At 33.0% G+C, this 17,918-nt stretch carries 20 protein-coding genes; 5 read left to right on the top strand and 15 right to left on the bottom strand.

Features of this window, described 5'->3' with window-relative positions:
- A complete protein-coding gene (gene bcp / locus RM697_RS08585; RefSeq protein ID WP_311427466.1) occupies nt 1-456 on the bottom strand; it encodes a thioredoxin-dependent thiol peroxidase in 456 nt (151 codons plus the stop codon).
- A gap of 34 nt (nt 457-490) precedes the next feature.
- Here bcp and RM697_RS08580 point away from each other — a divergent pair, with 34 nt between their 5' ends.
- A complete protein-coding gene (locus RM697_RS08580; protein ID WP_311427465.1) occupies nt 491-1,147 on the top strand; it encodes an endonuclease III domain-containing protein in 657 nt (218 codons plus the stop codon).
- Nucleotides 1,148-1,374: 227 nt separating this feature from the next.
- Here the strand turns inward: RM697_RS08580 and RM697_RS08575 are convergent, their stop codons facing one another.
- Nucleotides 1,375-1,959: an RNA polymerase sigma factor gene (locus RM697_RS08575; RefSeq protein WP_311427464.1), complete on the bottom strand. Its 585-nt coding sequence runs from the start codon at nt 1,957-1,959 to the stop codon at nt 1,375-1,377.
- 229 nt (nt 1,960-2,188) lie between these two features.
- On the opposite strand from RM697_RS08575, the gene uvrA reads away from it, so the two are divergent.
- Entirely contained in the window at nt 2,189-4,972 is a 2,784-nt protein-coding gene (uvrA, locus tag RM697_RS08570; RefSeq protein ID WP_311427463.1) for an excinuclease ABC subunit UvrA, read from the top strand.
- Between the two features lie 70 nt (nt 4,973-5,042).
- On the opposite strand, the gene RM697_RS08565 is transcribed toward uvrA, so the two are convergent.
- Complete coding sequence (locus tag RM697_RS08565) at nt 5,043-5,435, bottom strand: acyl-CoA thioesterase (protein WP_311427462.1); 393 nt, start codon at nt 5,433-5,435, stop codon at nt 5,043-5,045.
- Nucleotides 5,436-5,473: 38 nt separating this feature from the next.
- Nucleotides 5,474-6,367, bottom strand: a complete 894-nt coding sequence (locus RM697_RS08560) for a DUF72 domain-containing protein (protein ID WP_311427461.1) — start codon at nt 6,365-6,367, stop codon at nt 5,474-5,476.
- A 154-nt stretch (nt 6,368-6,521) separates the two neighbouring features.
- On the opposite strand from RM697_RS08560, the gene RM697_RS08555 reads away from it, so the two are divergent.
- Nucleotides 6,522-6,935 (top strand): glyoxalase, encoded by a 414-nt coding sequence (locus RM697_RS08555; protein ID WP_311427460.1) that lies wholly within the window; start codon nt 6,522-6,524, stop codon nt 6,933-6,935.
- Nucleotide 6,936: 1 nt separating this feature from the next.
- Here the strand turns inward: RM697_RS08555 and RM697_RS08550 are convergent, their stop codons facing one another.
- Nucleotides 6,937-7,614, bottom strand: a complete 678-nt coding sequence (locus tag RM697_RS08550; protein WP_311427459.1) for a DUF2461 domain-containing protein — start codon at nt 7,612-7,614, stop codon at nt 6,937-6,939.
- Between the two features lie 100 nt (nt 7,615-7,714).
- On the opposite strand from RM697_RS08550, the gene RM697_RS08545 reads away from it, so the two are divergent.
- A complete protein-coding gene (locus RM697_RS08545) occupies nt 7,715-7,936 on the top strand; it encodes a hypothetical protein (protein WP_311427458.1) in 222 nt (73 codons plus the stop codon).
- Nucleotides 7,937-7,995: 59 nt separating this feature from the next.
- On the opposite strand, the gene RM697_RS08540 is transcribed toward RM697_RS08545, so the two are convergent.
- Entirely contained in the window at nt 7,996-8,682 is a 687-nt protein-coding gene (locus RM697_RS08540; protein ID WP_311427457.1) for a tRNA pseudouridine synthase A, read from the bottom strand.
- A gap of 191 nt (nt 8,683-8,873) precedes the next feature.
- Between RM697_RS08540 and RM697_RS08535 the strand changes: the two genes are divergently transcribed.
- Nucleotides 8,874-9,302 (top strand): hypothetical protein, encoded by a 429-nt coding sequence (locus tag RM697_RS08535; protein ID WP_311427456.1) that lies wholly within the window; start codon nt 8,874-8,876, stop codon nt 9,300-9,302.
- A gap of 46 nt (nt 9,303-9,348) precedes the next feature.
- Here the strand turns inward: RM697_RS08535 and hisIE are convergent, their stop codons facing one another.
- The 9 genes from hisIE to RM697_RS08490 all read right to left on the bottom strand — a co-directional run bounded on the left by hisIE (nt 9,349) and on the right by RM697_RS08490 (nt 17,908).
- Nucleotides 9,349-9,951, bottom strand: coding sequence for a bifunctional phosphoribosyl-AMP cyclohydrolase/phosphoribosyl-ATP diphosphatase HisIE (hisIE, locus tag RM697_RS08530; RefSeq protein ID WP_311427661.1), 603 nt, complete (start codon nt 9,949-9,951; stop codon nt 9,349-9,351).
- 85 nt (nt 9,952-10,036) lie between these two features.
- On the bottom strand, nt 10,037-10,792 hold the full coding sequence (gene hisF, locus RM697_RS08525) for an imidazole glycerol phosphate synthase subunit HisF (protein ID WP_311427455.1): 756 nt from the start codon (nt 10,790-10,792) through the stop codon (nt 10,037-10,039).
- Between the two features lies 1 nt (nt 10,793).
- Nucleotides 10,794-11,528, bottom strand: a complete 735-nt coding sequence (gene hisA, locus RM697_RS08520) for a 1-(5-phosphoribosyl)-5-[(5-phosphoribosylamino)methylideneamino]imidazole-4-carboxamide isomerase (protein WP_311427454.1) — start codon at nt 11,526-11,528, stop codon at nt 10,794-10,796.
- 1 nt (nt 11,529) lies between these two features.
- Nucleotides 11,530-12,111 (bottom strand): imidazole glycerol phosphate synthase subunit HisH, encoded by a 582-nt coding sequence (gene hisH, locus RM697_RS08515; RefSeq protein ID WP_311427453.1) that lies wholly within the window; start codon nt 12,109-12,111, stop codon nt 11,530-11,532.
- A gap of 80 nt (nt 12,112-12,191) precedes the next feature.
- A complete protein-coding gene (gene hisB / locus RM697_RS08510; protein ID WP_311427452.1) occupies nt 12,192-13,328 on the bottom strand; it encodes a bifunctional histidinol-phosphatase/imidazoleglycerol-phosphate dehydratase HisB in 1,137 nt (378 codons plus the stop codon).
- A 198-nt stretch (nt 13,329-13,526) separates the two neighbouring features.
- On the bottom strand, nt 13,527-14,573 hold the full coding sequence (gene hisC / locus RM697_RS08505) for a histidinol-phosphate transaminase (protein WP_311427451.1): 1,047 nt from the start codon (nt 14,571-14,573) through the stop codon (nt 13,527-13,529).
- 52 nt (nt 14,574-14,625) lie between these two features.
- The gene (gene hisD / locus RM697_RS08500) at nt 14,626-15,909 is read right to left on the bottom strand and encodes a histidinol dehydrogenase (RefSeq protein ID WP_311427450.1); all 1,284 of its coding nucleotides are present in this window, start codon (nt 15,907-15,909) and stop codon (nt 14,626-14,628) included.
- A 64-nt stretch (nt 15,910-15,973) separates the two neighbouring features.
- Nucleotides 15,974-16,831 (bottom strand): ATP phosphoribosyltransferase, encoded by an 858-nt coding sequence (gene hisG / locus RM697_RS08495; RefSeq protein WP_311427449.1) that lies wholly within the window; start codon nt 16,829-16,831, stop codon nt 15,974-15,976.
- 264 nt (nt 16,832-17,095) lie between these two features.
- Complete coding sequence (locus tag RM697_RS08490) at nt 17,096-17,908, bottom strand: prohibitin family protein (protein WP_311427448.1); 813 nt, start codon at nt 17,906-17,908, stop codon at nt 17,096-17,098.
- Nucleotides 17,909-17,918: the final 10 nt, after the last annotated feature.

Below are 17,918 nucleotides of genomic sequence, written 5' to 3'. Positions count from 1 at the left end.
TTATGATCCTAAAATTTGAACTGCATGAGCTTTAGTTTTTACTTTAGTAATAACCTCCTCAATAATTCCATCTCCATCAATTATAAATGTAGTTCTATGAATACCATCATATTCTCTACCCATAAACTTTTTTGGTCCCCAAACTCCAAACGCTTCAATAACAGATTTATCTTCATCTGCTAAAAGATCATAAGGAAACCCAAATTTATTCTTAAAGTTAGATTGTTTTTTTTGACTATCAGCACTAACACCAATTACCTCATACCCTTCACTTGTAAAACGTGCATAGTTATCACTTAAATCACAAGCTTCTGCTGTGCAACCTGGAGTACTCGCCTTTGGATAAAAGAAAACTACTAATTTTTTTCCTTTAAAATCATTTAAGTTAACTGTATTTCCGTCTTGATTTAATGCTGAAAATTCTGGTGCTTTGTCACCTGCTTTTAAATGTGTCATATTCTGTATTTTTGTTTTTGCAAAGATAAGACCTATGACCAAGCAAGAAAAAGTAGATTTTGTTATAAAAACCTTAAATAATCTTTATTCAGAGATTCCTATACCGTTAGAGCATAAAGATCCTTACACCTTGCTCATAGCTGTATTAATGTCTGCACAAAGTACAGATGTGCGTGTTAACCAGATTACGCCATTACTTTTTAACAAAGCTGATAACCCTTACGATATGATTAAATTATCTGTTGAAGAGATTAGAGAAATCATAAAACCAGTAGGCTTATCGCCTATGAAAAGTAAAGGTATTCATGGATTATCTCATATACTCATAGATAAACACCATGGAATGGTACCAAAAACTTACGAAGAGTTAGAAGCCTTACCAGCTGTTGGTCATAAAACTGCTGCTGTTGTATTATCTCAAGCTTTTGGTATACCTGCGTTTCCAGTAGATACGCATATTCATCGATTAATGTATCGTTGGAATTTAACTAACGGAAAAAATGTAGTGCAAACGGAAAAGGATGCTAAACGCTTATTCCCTAAAGATTTATGGAACGATCTTCACTTGCAGATTATATGGTATGGCAGGCAATATTCACCAGCTCGTGGTTGGGATTTAGAAAAGGATATTATTACAAAAACTATTGGTAGAGCTTCTGTGTTAAAAGAGTACTATAAAAAAAAGTCCTGATGGGCTAATCAGGACTTTTTAAAGACTTAATTTAGAAGTGTTTCAAACTTCAATTTATTACAATGTATAACACTTAAAGCCTTAGAGTAATTCAAAAGAAAATTCACTGTTTCTTCTTTTGGGTTCAGTTGTTTTTTTGTTTTGGGACGTTCAGAGTAAAGTTTTGCCATTTCTTAAATTTATGGGTTATAATACTTAGAAAACGACAAAATATTTACTTTATTATATCAATTTGTTAAAACTATATTATTTTGCTCAATTACTTTACGTAAATTAATAAGCGCATAACGCATTCTACCTAGAGCTGTATTAATACTAACACCTGTTTTTTCAGATATTTCCTTAAAGCTCATGTCTTGGTACATTCGCATTCTAAGCACCAACTTTTGATCTTCAGGAAGTTCTTCTATTAAACGCCTTACATCCTCCTCTACTTGTGATTTAATAATTCGTTTTTCAGCATTTAATGACGAGTCGCTTAACACCGAAAAAATACTAAACTCACCAGAGTTATCAAACTTTGGCATTCTACTGTTACGTCTAAAATGATCTATAACCAAATTATGTGCTATACGCATAACCCAAGGTAAAAACTTACCTTCTTCGTTATAGCGTCCTCCTTTGAGCGTTTTTATAACTTTAATAAAAGTATCCTGAAACACATCTTCAGTAATATCTCTATCAAAAACTTTAGAGTAAATAAAACTGTAAATTTTTTGCTTATGCCTATTTATTAGAATAGCCAATGCATTTTCGTCTCCATTAATGTAATTGCTAACCAACACTGCATCTGTGATAAGTTCTTTTCTCATAATCATTACTTTAGGGCGTCACGTTTTTATCGCGACTTGAGGTTAATAAACTAAAGTAATCTTATGTATACGCAGTGCTTTTTTTAATTGTATATGAACCAAATATAACAACAATCATTCCGAAAAAACAAAAATTAACACTAAACTTTAACATTTTTTTCTTTAAAAAACCATTTTCTAGGATGAATTTCAAATGGTATCTTTGCAAGATTATTTCTCATTAAAATCAATGAAAATCAACGTTCTAGACGCAAATCCTAAAGAAAACATCATCATTAAAGGTGCTAATCTGCATAATCTTAAAAATTTAGATGTTGTCATTCCGAGAAATAAATTAGTGGTTATTACAGGATTATCTGGTTCTGGAAAGTCTAGTTTAGCCTTTGATACCTTGTATGCAGAAGGTCAAAGACGCTATGTAGAGAGCTTATCTAGTTATGCACGTCAGTTCCTTGGTAGGCTTAATAAACCAAAAGTAGAATTTATTAAAGGCATTGCTCCTGCTATTGCAATAGAACAAAAAGTAAACTCAACCAATCCACGATCTACAGTTGGCACTACAACTGAAATTTATGATTATTTAAAACTTCTCTTTGCTCGTATTGGCAAAACATACTCACCTATTTCTGGAAATCTTGTAAAAAAGCAACGTGTCAAAGATGTATTAGAACATATTAAAACCTTCAATGAAGGTGAAAAGTTACTCCTACTTGCTCCTATTATTCTTGAAGATGGACGAACCATGGAAGATAAACTCAAAGTCCTTTTACAACAAGGTTATGCAAGGGTTAAGCAAGGTAATGAGGTGTATAGAATTGAGGACAGCATTGAACATCTAGATGGCTCAGAGGTATTTTTAGTGGTTGATAGAATTGTCAATAAAACTGATGACGATTTTTACAATCGCTTAGCAGATGCCATAGAAACAGCATTTTTTGAAGGTAAAGGCACATGCACAATTGAATCTTTAAGTAACCAAAATCAAGCAACCTTTAATAATAAGTTTGAGCTTGATGGCATGGTATTTTTAGAACCAAATGTACATTTATTCAGTTTTAATAATCCTTATGGTGCATGCCCAAAATGTGAAGGCTATGGTGATGTTATTGGTATAGATAATGACTTAGTCATTCCGAATACTGGATTATCCGTTTATGAAAACGCAATTTTCCCATGGCGAGGCGAAAGTATGAGTTGGTATCGTGATCAATTAGTAAATAACTCACATAAATTCGATTTTCCAATCCATAAACCTTATTTTGAATTAACAGAAGCTCAAAAACAACTCATTTGGGACGGAAACGAACATTTTGAAGGGCTTAATAGTTTCTTTGCTGAGCTTGAAAGTAAAGCCTATAAAATTCAGAATCGTGTGATGCTATCGCGTTATAGAGGCAAAACTAAATGTAATGTTTGTAATGGCAAACGCCTGCGACCTGAAGCCAATTATGTGAAAATTGGTGGTGTAACTATTACAGATTTGGTTGAGTTACCACTTAAAAAACTCACTAATTTCTTTAAGCAACTAGAGCTTAATGACTACGATACACAAATTGCTAAACGACTCCTTAAGGAAATAAATAACAGACTCGGTTTTTTAAACAATGTTGGTCTCAATTATTTAACGCTCAACAGACGTTCCAATACACTTTCTGGAGGTGAAAGTCAACGTATTAACTTGGCTACGTCTTTAGGTAGTAGTCTTGTTGGTTCTATGTATATCTTAGACGAACCAAGTATTGGGTTACATCCTAAAGACACTGAGAAATTGATTAAAGTTCTAAAATCTCTCAGAGATCTAGGCAATACAGTTATTGTCGTGGAACACGATGAAGACATTATGCTAGCTGCTGACGAAATTATAGATATTGGACCAGAAGCAGGCACTTTTGGCGGCGAAATTGTTGCAGCAGGAACCTATAAAGACTTACTAAAATCTGACTCTCTGACTGCGCAATATTTAAATAGGAAATTAGAAATTAAAGTTCCAAAATCTAGAAGAACGTCTAAATACAGTATTGATATTGTTGGAGCTAGAGAACATAACCTTAAAAATATAGATGTTAGTTTCCCATTAGAAATGCTTACAGTGGTTACTGGTGTTTCTGGTAGTGGAAAAAGCACATTAGTAAAGAACATTGTATTTCCAGCAATACAAAAAAAATTAACAGGTTTTAGTGATAAAGCAGGACAGTTTACAGAGCTTGAAGGCAACTTTAGCAATGTAAATCATGTGGAGTTTGTAGACCAAAACCCAATCGGTCGTTCATCGCGCTCTAATCCTGTAACCTATATAAAAGCCTACGATGATATTCGTGCGCTATACGCTAGTCAGAAATTGAGCAAAATACGAAACTATCAAGCCAAGCACTTTAGCTTTAATGTAGATGGTGGACGTTGTGAAACTTGCAAAGGTGAAGGTTCAGTGACTATTGAGATGCAATTTATGGCAGATGTCCATTTAACTTGTGAAACTTGTAATGGTAAACGCTTTAAGAAAGAAGTACTCGAAGTTAATTATGAAGGTAAAAATATTGACGATATACTTAACTTAACCATTGACGATGCTATTGCTTTTTTTGACGCCTTTAAGCAAACTAAGATTAAAAACAAACTACAACCACTACAAGATGTTGGTTTAGGTTATGTAACTCTTGGTCAAAGCTCTTCTACCCTTTCTGGTGGTGAAGCGCAACGCATAAAATTAGCTTCATTTTTAGGCAAGGGTTCTAAAAGTGATAATGCTCTATTTATTTTTGACGAACCTACTACTGGTCTACACTTTCATGACATAAAAAAGTTACTTAAGTCTTTTCAAGCCTTAATTTCTAAAGGCCATTCTATTATCGTAATTGAACACAATTTAGAGCTCATTAAATGTGCTGACCATATTATTGATTTAGGTCCTGAAGGTGGTGAACATGGTGGGCAATTGATGGCTTTTGGCACACCAGAAGAAATTGTGAACAACGATAGTTCCATTACTGGAAGTTATTTGAAGGAAAAGTTATAACGTGATACAGATATAATGAAATCAGAACTTTTAGAGTGGTTAAAAGAAGCTTATCATAAATCTGTATAGTCTATTTATCCTTAAGTCTATTACTCACAAACTCCACACGAGTTTTTCCATGAGGTGTTGGTTTCCCATCTTTTCCAAGATTAACCATAATTATGTTGTCTACAGTGAGAATGGTTTCTCTGGTCATCATATTACGTGCTTCACACTTCATAGATATTGATGATCTACCAAACTTAGTAACTTCCATACCCATTTCAACGATGTCACCCTTTTTTGCAGATGCCATAAAGTTAATTTCAGAAATATACTTCGTTACAATCTTTGAATTTTCAAGTTGAACAATAGTGTAGAGCGCAGCTTCTTCATCAATCCATTCCAACAATCGACCTCCAAACAGTGTTCCATTTGGATTTAGATCTTCAGGCTTTACCCATTTACGTGTGTGAAATCTCATCTTTTAGTGGTTAGTGGTTAGTGGTTAGTGGTTAGTGGTTAGAATAATGTATTTACCTTATCATTTCCCATTTTAGGAATGGTAAGATTACAACCAAATGCAGGATTCAGTGTCTTAATAAAATGTGCTGACAATAAAGGTGAGGCTTTTTCAATATTTTGGTGTACAAAGAAATCTATTTCCTTTATGCCTTGATCTTTCCAGGCAACCAATCGGTCAACCCAATCTTCTAGTCTTTTATAATCACTTTCGTGGTTAGCACCTACATATCTTATAAAAGCTGTTGCATTAGTTAAGCGCATATGCATAAGATCTCGTCTTCCTGCAGTATCAACAATAACATTAGAAATGTTGTTTTGTTCTAGCAAATCGTAAAGTTCTTCTGCAACTTTAGCATCATTATACCAGTTGGTATGCCTAAACTCAATAGCCAAAGGCACCTCCTTAGGCCAAGACTCCACAAAATTAATCACACGATCAAAATCTTTAGGTGCAAAATTAGTATGCATTTGCAAAAAAATTGTTCCAAGTTTTTCTTTAAGATTAGACGCATTATATAAATAATGTTCAACAACCTCTTTGGTTTCATTAAGGCGTTTCCAATGGCTAATTTCTTGGTTTAATTTTGGAAAAAATTTAAAGTCAACTGGAGTTTTAATATTCCATTTTTCAAACTGTTCTGGAGGAAAAATTCTATAAAACGTTGCATTCAACTCAATAGAATTGAACTGTGTAGAATAATATTCTAGTTCATCTTTTGTTCCTCTTGGGTAAAACCCTTTTAAGTCTGCTTTATTCCATTTAGCACAACCAACAAAAACCTCAGGTTCATTATCGTCCTTTACTTTATGGAGTACATGTTTTGTATCTGGATGATCTTCTGGTAAGGTGAAATCTATTCCTTCAGGATTTTCTACACTGCCAAATTTCATAATCTAAATTTTGAATAAAGATACATATCAGATATTAGAATTTCGAATACCTAATTTAAAATTCTTCGCTGTTAATAAGCTCGTTAACAAGAAAACTAATTAATAAGTTTTTTGAAACTTGAAATAGATACTTTTAATGATAAATCTAATCCTCATGAACCGTAAAAATAACCTCAAAAATTGTCGCCCAGAAATTCCTTCGTTAACTATACATAAAAATATGTCAGCTGACGAACGCTTTCAAAACGAAGTATTGCGTCCTGTAATTAAATTTCAAAATGATTTACTTATAGAAGCCTTTAGAAACTATATTGCTAAACACAAAAATGTGTTTTATGATTTGTCATTAGAAAAACGAATGGCCTATATAGAGAATGCAACGCATAAAAACATGAAGTTTAGAAACTCATTAAAAGGTATGATTATTGGGCTTTTTACGTTAGAAGAATATAAAGTGTACATCCAAAATTCTTCAGCATTAAATAAGCGTATGATGAATATTGTTAAACAACGTTTACTAAGCCAAATTCAATTATTTGAAAAACCTGAGGTTTTAAAAGCTGTTTGATTTAAAGCAGTGATTCACCATTAAGGTTAGTCGTTAAGACATCGCTCATATAATCAAAATAAGGCCTTATTGCTTTAAAAGAAGTATCTATTTCTTTTAAAAACCCATCAGAGAGCACTTCTTTATCTGTAAATTTTCTGGTAAAAATAAATTGCTTCTTTCTAATGAGGTCAATGGCAGTATGCTCTTTATTAAACCCTTTTGGTGCGGTTTTCACTTCATCGCCTACCAATTCTCCCCAAACAGATTTAAATTTTTTGTTAGTGATAATTTCACGTATGTCTTGATCATCCATTTCAAATTCTTTACGAATTCTTAGTAAATCATCCTTGTGAGGTTCCCAAAAGCCTGTAGCTAAAAAACTTTCGTTATTAGGCTGAATATGTAAGTAATAACCACCTCTAAGCTCTGGTTTTTTTCTATGAAAAGAGCCTCCAAAATGTGTTTTATAAGGCGTTTTGTCTTTAGAAAAGCGCACGTCTCTATAGATTCTAAAGATTTTAACCTTATCTATGATATCGTGTTTATTTAAGTTATCAGAAATAGCGTTATAAAATACTTTTACCTTAGCTTCAATAGCTTTAAATTCTGTCTTATGCTCTGAAAACCAGTCGCGATTGTTATTTTTTTGTAGTTTCTTAAAAAATGGAAACACCTCTTTTGGTACTATTATTGACATAATACTGTAAATCAAGTTATTGCATAAAAGTAAGGAAAACGGCTTGTTTTTTGAAAGAATTTTCACTATAATGCAAAACTTTTCAAACTAATATATACAAATGGGTAGACCAGCAACAAAACCAACAAAACTAAAAGACGGATACTATATTGAAATTAGAAACAAAGGCGCAAGATCTGGAATTAAACTTTATAGCCAGAATAAATTGCAAATGCATCGTGCTATAAAAATGTACGAGCGTTCTAAAGAAGTTTTAATATTAGGAGAATCTGTTAACGGTAAATTCGTTGACAAAGAACCAAAGATGCACGTCGTTAGTTAAGGATACATTAAACAACTAACCAAAATATTAAGAGCATTGATTAAACGTCAATGCTTTTTTTATTGTTCAAACTTTACTGAATTTAATATTAATCCTGATGCTGGTGCTATATAATCTTGATGAGAATCTATTCCTGGTGTTAAACTATGCTTTATAAAATTTATATCCACCTCTCCTTTTCCTAATTTTATTAGTGTTCCCATCATTAACCGAATTTGATTTCGTCCAAAGCCTTTTCCTCTTACTCTTAGCATATAGGTCTTTTCAGGAAAAAAATTTGCACTAAATAAATCGTTATCAACCAATTCACATAAATCTATTGTTCTATTATACACTCCAGAATCTGAAGCCTTATAACAATAATTTTTAAAATTATGAGCGCCTTCAAAACACTTTGCACCTTCTTTCATGATTGCAATATCTAAATCATCTAAAATAGTGGTTAAAATTGGTGCACAAAATGGATGAAATTTTCCACCGAATGCAAATAAGTAAATGTATTCTTTTAATTTAGAGTGTTGTATGATATTAAATTTCTCATCTACCTCTCTAATAGCTAATGCTCTTATGTCTTGTGGTAAATTATAATTAAACCAATTCAAAAAAGTATTTTGATCTTCTATAGGCTCTTCTAAAAACAACTCAAAAGCTGTTTCATTGGCAGAAACCATAGCATCAGTTCTACCTGTTATTAAAGTTTTAAACTTCTTGTTCTTCAAAACATATTTAAATGTTCTGTCTATCATTAAGTGCAAAGTTTTAAGGTTAGGTTGTTTCTGCCAACCATGAAAACGATATCCTAAATATTGAATCGTAAATACGTAAAAAAACTTCTTTTGCAAGGCTTAAGATTTAGGTTTGAAAATACACTAAATGAAGGCATCTATCAAATTTTTTATACATTGTTATCAATTAACTAACTTAAATTATAAAAATTATGTCAACATCAAAACCACCTATTTGGTATTGGATTCTCAGTATCATTGCACTTCTCTGGAACGCCTTAGGCGTAATGAATTACATTCAGCAAGCCTACAGAACTGAAGGCTTTTTAGAGCAAGTTACCACAGAACAGTTAGCAATTTTAGATAGCAGACCGGCTTGGGCTACAGCAGTATTTGCTATTGCAGTATTTACAGGATTATTAGGAAGTTTATTACTTCTTTTAAGAAAAAAAGTAGCTACTCCAATATTGATAATATCTTTTGTATGTGCTGTTGCTACTCAAATCTGGTGGTTTACAACAGATGGACCATCTACAGGTGGTCAAATTACTGGAATCTTTATTCCTGTATTAGTTATAGTCTTTGCAGCATTATTAGTTTGGATGTCTAGAAAAGCTACAGCTAATAGTTGGAACTCTTAATATTAAAGTAGATATTGTAATAAAAGCATCAGAAATACTGATGCTTTTAATTTTTCCTATTTTTTAAAATATTCACTACATCATTAATTTTAAAGCCTTTAGCTTGTAGAAGAATGAGGTAGTGAAAGAGTAAATCTGCACTTTCGTTGAGGAATAACTCATCGTTAGTGTCTTTTGCTTCAATAACAACTTCAACAGCTTCCTCTCCTACTTTTTGCGCAATTTTATTTATACCTTTTGCATATAATGAGGCAACATAAGACGAGTCTTCAGTTGCATTATTCTTTCTGCTTTCAATAATCGACTCTAATTCAGATAGAAATCCATAACTGTTTATATTTTCCTCATTCCAGCAAGTATCAGAACCTGTGTGACATATTGACCCTTGAGGGCTCACTTTAATTAAAAGTGTATCACTATCACAGTCTAATTTAATATCAATAAGATTTAAAAAATTTCCGCTTTCTTCTCCTTTGGTCCATAGACGTTGTTTTGTTCTGCTAAAAAACGTTACTAACTTCGTATTTATCGTTTTTTGAAGTGCATCATTGTTCATATAACCAAGCATTAGAACGTTTTTAGTCGTTACATCTTGGATTATAGCTGGCACAAGGCCATCAACACTTTTATTAAAATCTATATTCATAATTTTTAATTCTGTCTGGCCGAGCGCAGTCGAGACCTTTTTGGATCACAAAACTACCTTTCGACTGCGCTCAAGGTGACCAGTTTTGTTATATTCTAACAGGAATTCCCTGTTTCTTTAATTCTCTTTTCAGTTCTAATATAGGAATGTCACCAAAATGAAAAACACTTGCAGCCAATGCAGCATCTGACTTTCCTAGAGTAAATGCATCAGCAAAATGTTGAATCGTGCCTGCGCCACCAGATGCTATAATTGGAATATTTACTAATTCTGATAACGTAGCTAAAGCTTCATTTGCAAACCCTACTTTGGTACCATCATTATTCATAGATGTGAATAGGATTTCACCAGCACCACGTTGTTCTGCTTCTTTAGCCCAATCAAATAATTTCACCTCAGTTTGTATCGTTCCTCCTGCTAAATGCACAAACCACTCACCTTCTATTTGCTTAGCATCTATAGCAACGACAATACTTTGACTACCAAACTTATCAGAAAGTTTACTAATTAATTCTGGACGTTGTAAAGCTGACGAATTAATAGAGACTTTATCAGCACCACAATGTAATAACGCATCAACATCTTCAACTGACGATATTCCACCACCAACAGTAAAAGGTATATTCACTTGCTCTGCAACCTTTAAAACCATATCATACATGGTTTTTCTATTTTCTAGAGTTGCAGCAATATCCAAAAACACTAATTCATCCGCTCCTAATTCAGCATACTGTTTTGCTAAAACAACAGGATCACCTGCATCACGTAAACCAATAAAGTTGACACCTTTTACAGTACGACCGTTTTTAATATCTAAACAAGGAACAATTCGTTTTGTGAGCATACTATATAAATTGTTCTAATTCTCTTAAACTAATTCTATTCTCATAAATAGCCTTACCAATAATTACACCTTCACATCCAATTTTCTCTAATTCTTCTAAATCTTTTATTCCAGAAACACCACCAGATGCAATTAGCTTTATAGATTGAGCACTACTATTATTGCTACACTCTTTTATTATAGTTTTGTAAAGTGCTATAGAAGGACCTTCTAACATGCCATCTTTTGAAATATCAGTGCATATGACATATTTAATTTGTTTTCTCTGATAATCTTTTATGAACGAAACAACTTCTTCCTTACTACTATCTTGCCAACCATTAATGGCTATTTTTCCATGATTGCTATCCGCACCCAAAATAATTTTTTGTGGCCCATATTTAGCCAACCATCCTTCAAAAGTTTGTCTGTCGCTAACTGCTATGCTTCCTCCAGTAATTTGTTTTGCACCACAGTTAAAAGCAATATTTAAATCTTCATTAGCCTTTAAACCACCTCCAAAATCAATTTTTAAGTTCGTTTTTGAAGCTATAAGCTCTAAGACTTTATAATTAACAATATGCCTTGCTTTAGCACCATCAAGGTCTACCAGGTGCAAATACCCAATACCTGAAGCTTCAAAAGCTTTAGCAACTTCTAGAGGGTTTTCGTTATACACTTTTTTTGTATTGTAATCGCCTTTAGTAAGTCTAACGCACTTACCTCCAATAATGTCAATAGCTGGAATTATTCTCATCTTATAAGTCTAAAAAGTTTTTTAATAATTGCTTACCTATTTTTCCACTTTTCTCTGGGTGAAATTGCACACCATAGAAATTATCGTTCTCTAACGCAGTGGCATACTCAAGCTCATATTGTGAAGTAGCAATAGTTTCATCACAGTATTCTGCATAATAACTATGTACAAGGTACATGTATTCTTCTTCTATGATACCCTTAAATAAATCTGATTTAAGGTTCTTGATGGTATTCCAACCCATTTGTGGCACTTTTACCTTACTTGAAAAGCGTTTCACATTGGTATTGAATATCCCTAGACCTTTAGTGCCACCTTCTTCAGTATGGTTACACATCAATTGCATACCCAAACAAATTCCTAAAACCGGTTGTTTAAGTTTTGGGATGAGTTTATCTAAACCACTTTCTTTTAGTTTTTTCATGGCTGAACTAGCTTCTCCTACTCCAGGAAATATCACCTTATCTGCTTTAAGAATTTCGTTTGAGTCTGATGTCAAAATAGCATCATAACCCAATCGCTGAAAAGCAAACTGAATGCTTTTAATATTTCCAGCTCCGTAATTGACTATTTTTAAATTCATAATTATTTTTTGTCATTTTGACCGAATGTGAGAAATCTCATAATGAGATTCCTCGTCGCTACGCTCTGTCGGAATGACATTTACAACATCCCTTTTGTTGATGGCAAAATCATTTTTTCTACATCTTGTTTTACAGCCATTTTTATGGCCTTTGCAAACGCTTTGAATATGGCTTCAATCTTGTGGTGTTCATTGGTGCCTTCGACCTTAATATTTAAGTTACACTTTGCGCCATCAGTAAAAGATTTAAAGAAGTGATAAAACATTTCTGTTGGCATTTTACCAATCATTTCACGTTTAAAATTGGCGTCCCAAACCAACCAATTCCGACCACCAAAATCTATAGTCACTTGTGCTAAACAATCATCCATTGGTAAACAAAACCCATAGCGTTCTATACCTAATTTATTACCTAAAGTTTTTGAAAAAACTTCTCCCAAGGCAATAGCTGTATCTTCAATAGTGTGATGCTCATCTACTTCTAAGTCACCATCAACTTTAATGTTTAAGTCCATTTGTCCGTGACGTGCAATTTGGTCTAACATGTGATCAAAGAATGCTATTCCTGTATCTATATTGCTTCTACCTTTACCATCTAAATTTAAGTCGATCTTAATCTTAGTTTCATTGGTATTCCGTACAATTGAACCAACACGTTCTGTTGTTTTTAAAAATCTATATATAGTCTCCCAATCACTAGTTTCTAACGCAATAGAATCTTGTAACTCATTAGGACTAATGTTCACTTCGTCAGTTCCAAGATTGGTATTGTCATTAATAAATATGCCTTTAGAACCTAAATTCTTGGCCAATTCAACATCCGTTAATCGATCACCAATGACAAATGAATTTGCTAAATCGTAATCTTCAGAAAAATACTTGGTTAATAATCCAGTATTTGGCTTCCGTGTTAGTGCGTTATCTTTTGCAAAAGTTCTATCAATAAACTGCTCTTTAAATACTACGCCTTCATGCTCAAATGTTTTTAAAACAAAATTATGAACTGGCCAAAAAGAATCTTCAGGATAAGCATCTGTGCCTAATCCATCTTGATTTGTAATCATTACGATTTCAAAATTCAATTCCTTTTCAATTTTACTTAAGTATTGAAATACTTTTGGGTAAAACTCTAGCTTATCAAAAGAGTCTATTTGTTCGTCTGCTGGTTCTTTTATTAAAGTTCCGTCTCTGTCTATGAATAGTACTGTTTTTTTCATCTTTTTTGTCAATCCTGCATAGGCAGGAATCTATTTTTATTTGTGCTTCAAAGTTGATTCCGCATCAAGTGCGGAATGACAACCTTAGTTTTTATATGTTTTACGTCAGTTCGAGTGATTTTCTTTTTGAAAATCGTATCGAGAACCCATTACATCTTGATACAATTTCTCATACTTCGAATTCACTCGATGTGACGTTTATAGTTCATTTAATATTTTAATTAGTTGCTTATTTTCATTTTGTGTACCCACTGTAAATCGTAAGCAGTTTTCACATAAAGGCTGTGTAGTTCTGTTTCGTACTACAATGCCATTGTCAATCAATTGGTCATAACGCAAATTGGCATTGTCTACTTTGACTAATATGAAATTCGCATCCGAAGGATATATAGTTTTAATAAATGAAATTTCTGACAATTGCTCTATTATAAACTCTCGTTCTTTTAATATGGATTCAACTTCACTATTAACTTTGTCTAAGTTTGACAAACGTTCTAATGCCTTATCCTGAGTTAATTGATTTACATTATATGGTGGTTTGATTTTGTTTAGAATTGATATGATATATTCGGATGCATAACAAATACCAAGTCTAATTCCTGCTAAGCCATAAGCTTTAGACAACGTTTGTGTAACTACCAAATTTGGAAACTCATTTAACCTACCTAACCAACTTTCTTGAGAAGAAAATTCAATATAAGCTTCATCTATAACAACTAAGCCATTAAAGCCATTGATTAATTCTTCTACTTTATAAGCATTAAAACTATTTGCTGTTGGGTTGTTTGGAGAACATAAAAACAGAATTTTTGAATTCTCAGTTTGAGCTGCAAGGATTTCAGGTACTTTAGGCTCAAAATTAGTGTCTAATTCAACAGATAATATATCTATAGCGTTTAAATCTGCTAGTACTTCATACATACCATATGTTGGTGGTAACGTAATTACATTATCGTTTTTAGGTTCACAAAATGCTCTAAACAAAAGGTCTAAAATTTCATCGCTACCATTGCTTAATAGGATTTGAGAAGTTGGTACACCTCTAATTTCAGACAATCGTTCCTTTAGTTTACTTTGTTGAGGGTCTGGGTAACGATTCACCTTGGTTTGAAATGGATTCTCATTTGCATCCATAAATATCATATCTGCAGAGGCATCCTTGTATTCATCTCTGGCAGATGAATAGGATTCCAAAGATTTAATATTTTCTCTTACTAAATTATTTATTTTAAAATTTCGTTTCATTTGATTAGTTGTTCTTCAAATTGGATTCCGCATCAAGTGCGGAATGACAAAATCATTTTAAATCATTCAATCTTTTTGTTATCGCATTCTTATGAGCTTGCAAGCCTTCAGCTTCAGCCATTAATTCGATTGCTGGTCCAATATTTTTAATACCTTTTCGAGATATTTTTTGAAAGGTCATACTCTTCAGAAAACTATCGAGATTCACACCAGAATAAGCTTTCGAAAAGCCGTTAGTAGGCAAAGTATGATTTGTACCAGATGCATAATCACCAGCACTTTCAGGTGTATAATCACCAATAAATACTGAACCTGCATTTCCAATATTATCTACAAAGAAATTGTTATAATTTGTACAAACTATAAAATGTTCTGGACCATATTCGTCAATTAATTCTAAAGCCGTTTCGAAATTATCCACAACAATTGATTTAGAATTATTGATAGCATTTGTAGCCATCTCTTTTCTAGGTAAATCTTTAAGTTGTGATTTGACTTCTTGATTGACTTGCTCAGCAAATTTCATTGAACTGGTAACTAAAATAACCTGACTGTCTGAACCATGTTCTGCCTGACTCAACAAATCTGAGGCCACATAAGCCGAATTTGCAGATTCATCTGCCATGACCAATAATTCACTAGGACCAGCTGGCATATCGATAGCGACACCATATTTTGTTGCTAGTTGTTTAGCAACTGTTACGTATTGATTTCCTGGTCCAAAAATTTTATAAACCTTAGGGATAGTTTCTGTACCAAACGTCAGTCCTGCTATAGCTTGAATTCCTCCTACTTTTATAATTTTAGTTACACCACATAATTGTGCTGTATATAAAATTTCATCAGCAATCTTACCATCTTTATTTGGAGGAGAGCAGAGCACAATTTCATCACAGTCAGCAATTTGAGCAGGTACAGCAAGCATTAAAACTGTCGAGAATAAAGGTGCTGTGCCACCAGGAATATATAAACCAATTTTTTGAATAGGTCTTTTTTCTTGCCAGCATTCTACACCTTCTATCGTTTCTAGAAAAACCCTATCCGTTTTTTGAGCTGAATGGAATTTTTCAATATTCGATTTTGCCAAATTAATGGCTTCTTTTAGTTCCTTTGAGATTTTATTGGAAGCATCATTTATTTCATCTTCGGCAACTAAAAAAGTAGTCAATTCAACTTTATCAAACTTTGAAGTATAATCAGCAACTGCTTTGTCTCCAGATGTTTTAATAGCATTAAAAATAGCATTAACAATAGTTTCAATATCGCCTACAGTCTCTGATGGACGCTTAAGCAACTCTGACCATTCGGATTTATCTGGATTTATATATATTTTCATTTTTAAGTCCTTACTAAATTCATTACAATTAATTATGAGATTCCTGCCTTCGCAGGAATGACATTTATAGCACCATATTTTCAATAGGACAAACTAATATACCCTCTGCGCCATTTTGTTTGAGCTCATCAATAACTTCCCAGAATTCATTCTTATTAATTACTGAGTGTAGCGAACTCCAGCCTTCTTTTGCCAGTGGTAAAATAGTTGGGCTATTCATTCCTGGTAGTATTTTGATGATATCCTCTAATTTCTCATTAGGTGCGTTAAGCAGTACATATTTGTTTTGCCTCCCTTTTAATACAGATTTTAGTCTAAATTGAAGTTTATCTACTAACTTTTGATTCTCATCTAAAATCAATGGAGACGTGGCTAGAACTGCTTCAGATTTTAAAAGAACCTCTACTTCTTTTAAACCATTTTTAAAGAGTGTGCTTCCACTAGAAACAATATCACAGATTCCATCTGCTAGCCCAATATTTGGAGCAATTTCTACAGAGCCGTTAATAATATGTAATTGGGCATTTATACCTTCTGTCTCTAAAAACTGATTTACAGTATTTGGGTATGAGGTTGCTATGCGTTTATCTTCTAAATCTTTAAGACTTTTGGCATCCGAAGATTTAGGCACTGCAATAGACACTTTACACTTAGAAAACCCTAATCGCTCAACAATTGAAATGTCCTTTCCTTTTTCAATTAACACATTCTCTCCAATGATCGCTGCATCTACAACACCATCTCTTAGATATTGAGGTATGTCGCCATTTCTTAAATAGAAAACTTCTAAAGGAAAGTTTCGAGCTGAGGCCTTTAACTGATCTTTACCATTGTCTACGGAAATTCCTATTTCCTTTAGGATTTTCATTGAATCATCATGAAGACGACCAGATTTCTGAACTGCAATCTTTAATTTACTCATAACTTTTTTCCGAGAAAGCGGAAATCTTTTGTTTTATGTTTGAGTAAATCTTTTCGGAGGAATTTCCAATTTCATGGAAATAAAAAACCGCTTGATTTACTCAAACGGTTTTAAAAATATCTTGATTTATTCAATACATTTTCAGCTCGCTTGAGTGCAAGTATGAAAATGATGGTGATGTAATTGAATAAAATTCATATCAGTTTTTGTTCTGAACAAAGTTTCAGAAAATAAATTCATAAAACCAAGTCTTTTATGAAATTTTTATTGGTTCCCTAAAATTATTGGCATACCTGAGTCTCCAGATCCAATGACAATAACCTTACTATTAGGCGATTCAGACAATTTTATTGTTGCTTCAATCCCTTTATCCTGAAGGATTTTATCTGTTAACGAAGCACTTAAAATTCGGTTTGCATCTGCTTTACCTTGCGCTTCGATTCGTTGTTTCTGTGCTTCTTTGTCTGCTGTTACAAGTCTAAACTCATACTCTAAAGATTCTTGCTCTTGTTTCAATTTACGCTCTATTGCTCCTTTAATTGTTGGAGGCAATTGCACATCTTCAACTAGCACTCGCTTTACGATTAAATATTGGCCATCTAATAACTTTGTAACCTCATCTAATATTTCTTGTTCAATAACATCACGCTTACTAGAATACAATTGTTCTGGTGTGTAACGACCAACAACACTTCGAGCAGCTGCATTAATAGCAGGATCCAGAAGTTCGTGTTCGTAATCTTCACCTTTAGTTTTGATTAATTTACCAAGGTTACTATACTCTGGTTCGTACCATATAGTTCCGTTTACCTTTACTTCTAGTCCATTTACTGAAAGTACATTCATTTGATCTGATACTGACTGTTGTCGAACTTTACGAACAATCATGTTATTCCAAGGTGCTACAATATGAAATCCTTCACCATAAGTTTTCTCAGTATTGATACCTTCTCCTAAACGCTCAAAAATAACTCCGCCTTCACCTGGACCTATAGTTACTGCAGACTTAGATATAAGTATTATTAAAACAATAATTGCAATTAAAATTGGCAATCCAATTTTTGGTAATTTTTCCATAGTATATGTT

Origin of the sequence: Microcosmobacter mediterraneus, assembly GCF_031846265.1 — a bacterium.
GTDB classification, from domain to species: domain Bacteria; phylum Bacteroidota; class Bacteroidia; order Flavobacteriales; family Flavobacteriaceae; genus Microcosmobacter; species Microcosmobacter mediterraneus.
The sequence above is the reverse complement of the archived record's forward strand: the minus strand, read 5'-3'. Positions and strand labels throughout refer to the sequence as shown.

Bases quoted from the DNA above. Each gene is read 5' to 3' on its own strand.
- bcp (WP_311427466.1), bottom strand. From the start codon at position 456: ATGACACATTTAAAAGCAGGTGACAAAGCACCAGAATTTTCAGCATTA.
- RM697_RS08580 (WP_311427465.1), top strand. From the start codon at position 491: ATGACCAAGCAAGAAAAAGTAGATTTTGTTATAAAAACCTTAAATAAT.
- RM697_RS08575 (WP_311427464.1), bottom strand. From the start codon at position 1,959: ATGAGAAAAGAACTTATCACAGATGCAGTGTTGGTTAGCAATTACATT.
- uvrA (WP_311427463.1), top strand. From the start codon at position 2,189: ATGAAAATCAACGTTCTAGACGCAAATCCTAAAGAAAACATCATCATT.
- RM697_RS08565 (WP_311427462.1), bottom strand. From the start codon at position 5,435: ATGAGATTTCACACACGTAAATGGGTAAAGCCTGAAGATCTAAATCCA.
- RM697_RS08560 (WP_311427461.1), bottom strand. From the start codon at position 6,367: ATGAAATTTGGCAGTGTAGAAAATCCTGAAGGAATAGATTTCACCTTA.
- RM697_RS08555 (WP_311427460.1), top strand. From the start codon at position 6,522: ATGAACCGTAAAAATAACCTCAAAAATTGTCGCCCAGAAATTCCTTCG.
- RM697_RS08550 (WP_311427459.1), bottom strand. From the start codon at position 7,614: ATGTCAATAATAGTACCAAAAGAGGTGTTTCCATTTTTTAAGAAACTA.
- RM697_RS08545 (WP_311427458.1), top strand. From the start codon at position 7,715: ATGGGTAGACCAGCAACAAAACCAACAAAACTAAAAGACGGATACTAT.
- RM697_RS08540 (WP_311427457.1), bottom strand. From the start codon at position 8,682: ATGATAGACAGAACATTTAAATATGTTTTGAAGAACAAGAAGTTTAAA.
- RM697_RS08535 (WP_311427456.1), top strand. From the start codon at position 8,874: ATGTCAACATCAAAACCACCTATTTGGTATTGGATTCTCAGTATCATT.
- hisF (WP_311427455.1), bottom strand. From the start codon at position 10,792: ATGCTCACAAAACGAATTGTTCCTTGTTTAGATATTAAAAACGGTCGT.
- hisA (WP_311427454.1), bottom strand. From the start codon at position 11,528: ATGAGAATAATTCCAGCTATTGACATTATTGGAGGTAAGTGCGTTAGA.
- hisH (WP_311427453.1), bottom strand. From the start codon at position 12,111: ATGAATTTAAAAATAGTCAATTACGGAGCTGGAAATATTAAAAGCATT.
- hisB (WP_311427452.1), bottom strand. From the start codon at position 13,328: ATGAAAAAAACAGTACTATTCATAGACAGAGACGGAACTTTAATAAAA.
- hisC (WP_311427451.1), bottom strand. From the start codon at position 14,573: ATGAAACGAAATTTTAAAATAAATAATTTAGTAAGAGAAAATATTAAA.
- hisD (WP_311427450.1), bottom strand. From the start codon at position 15,909: ATGAAAATATATATAAATCCAGATAAATCCGAATGGTCAGAGTTGCTT.
- hisG (WP_311427449.1), bottom strand. From the start codon at position 16,831: ATGAGTAAATTAAAGATTGCAGTTCAGAAATCTGGTCGTCTTCATGAT.
- RM697_RS08490 (WP_311427448.1), bottom strand. From the start codon at position 17,908: ATGGAAAAATTACCAAAAATTGGATTGCCAATTTTAATTGCAATTATT.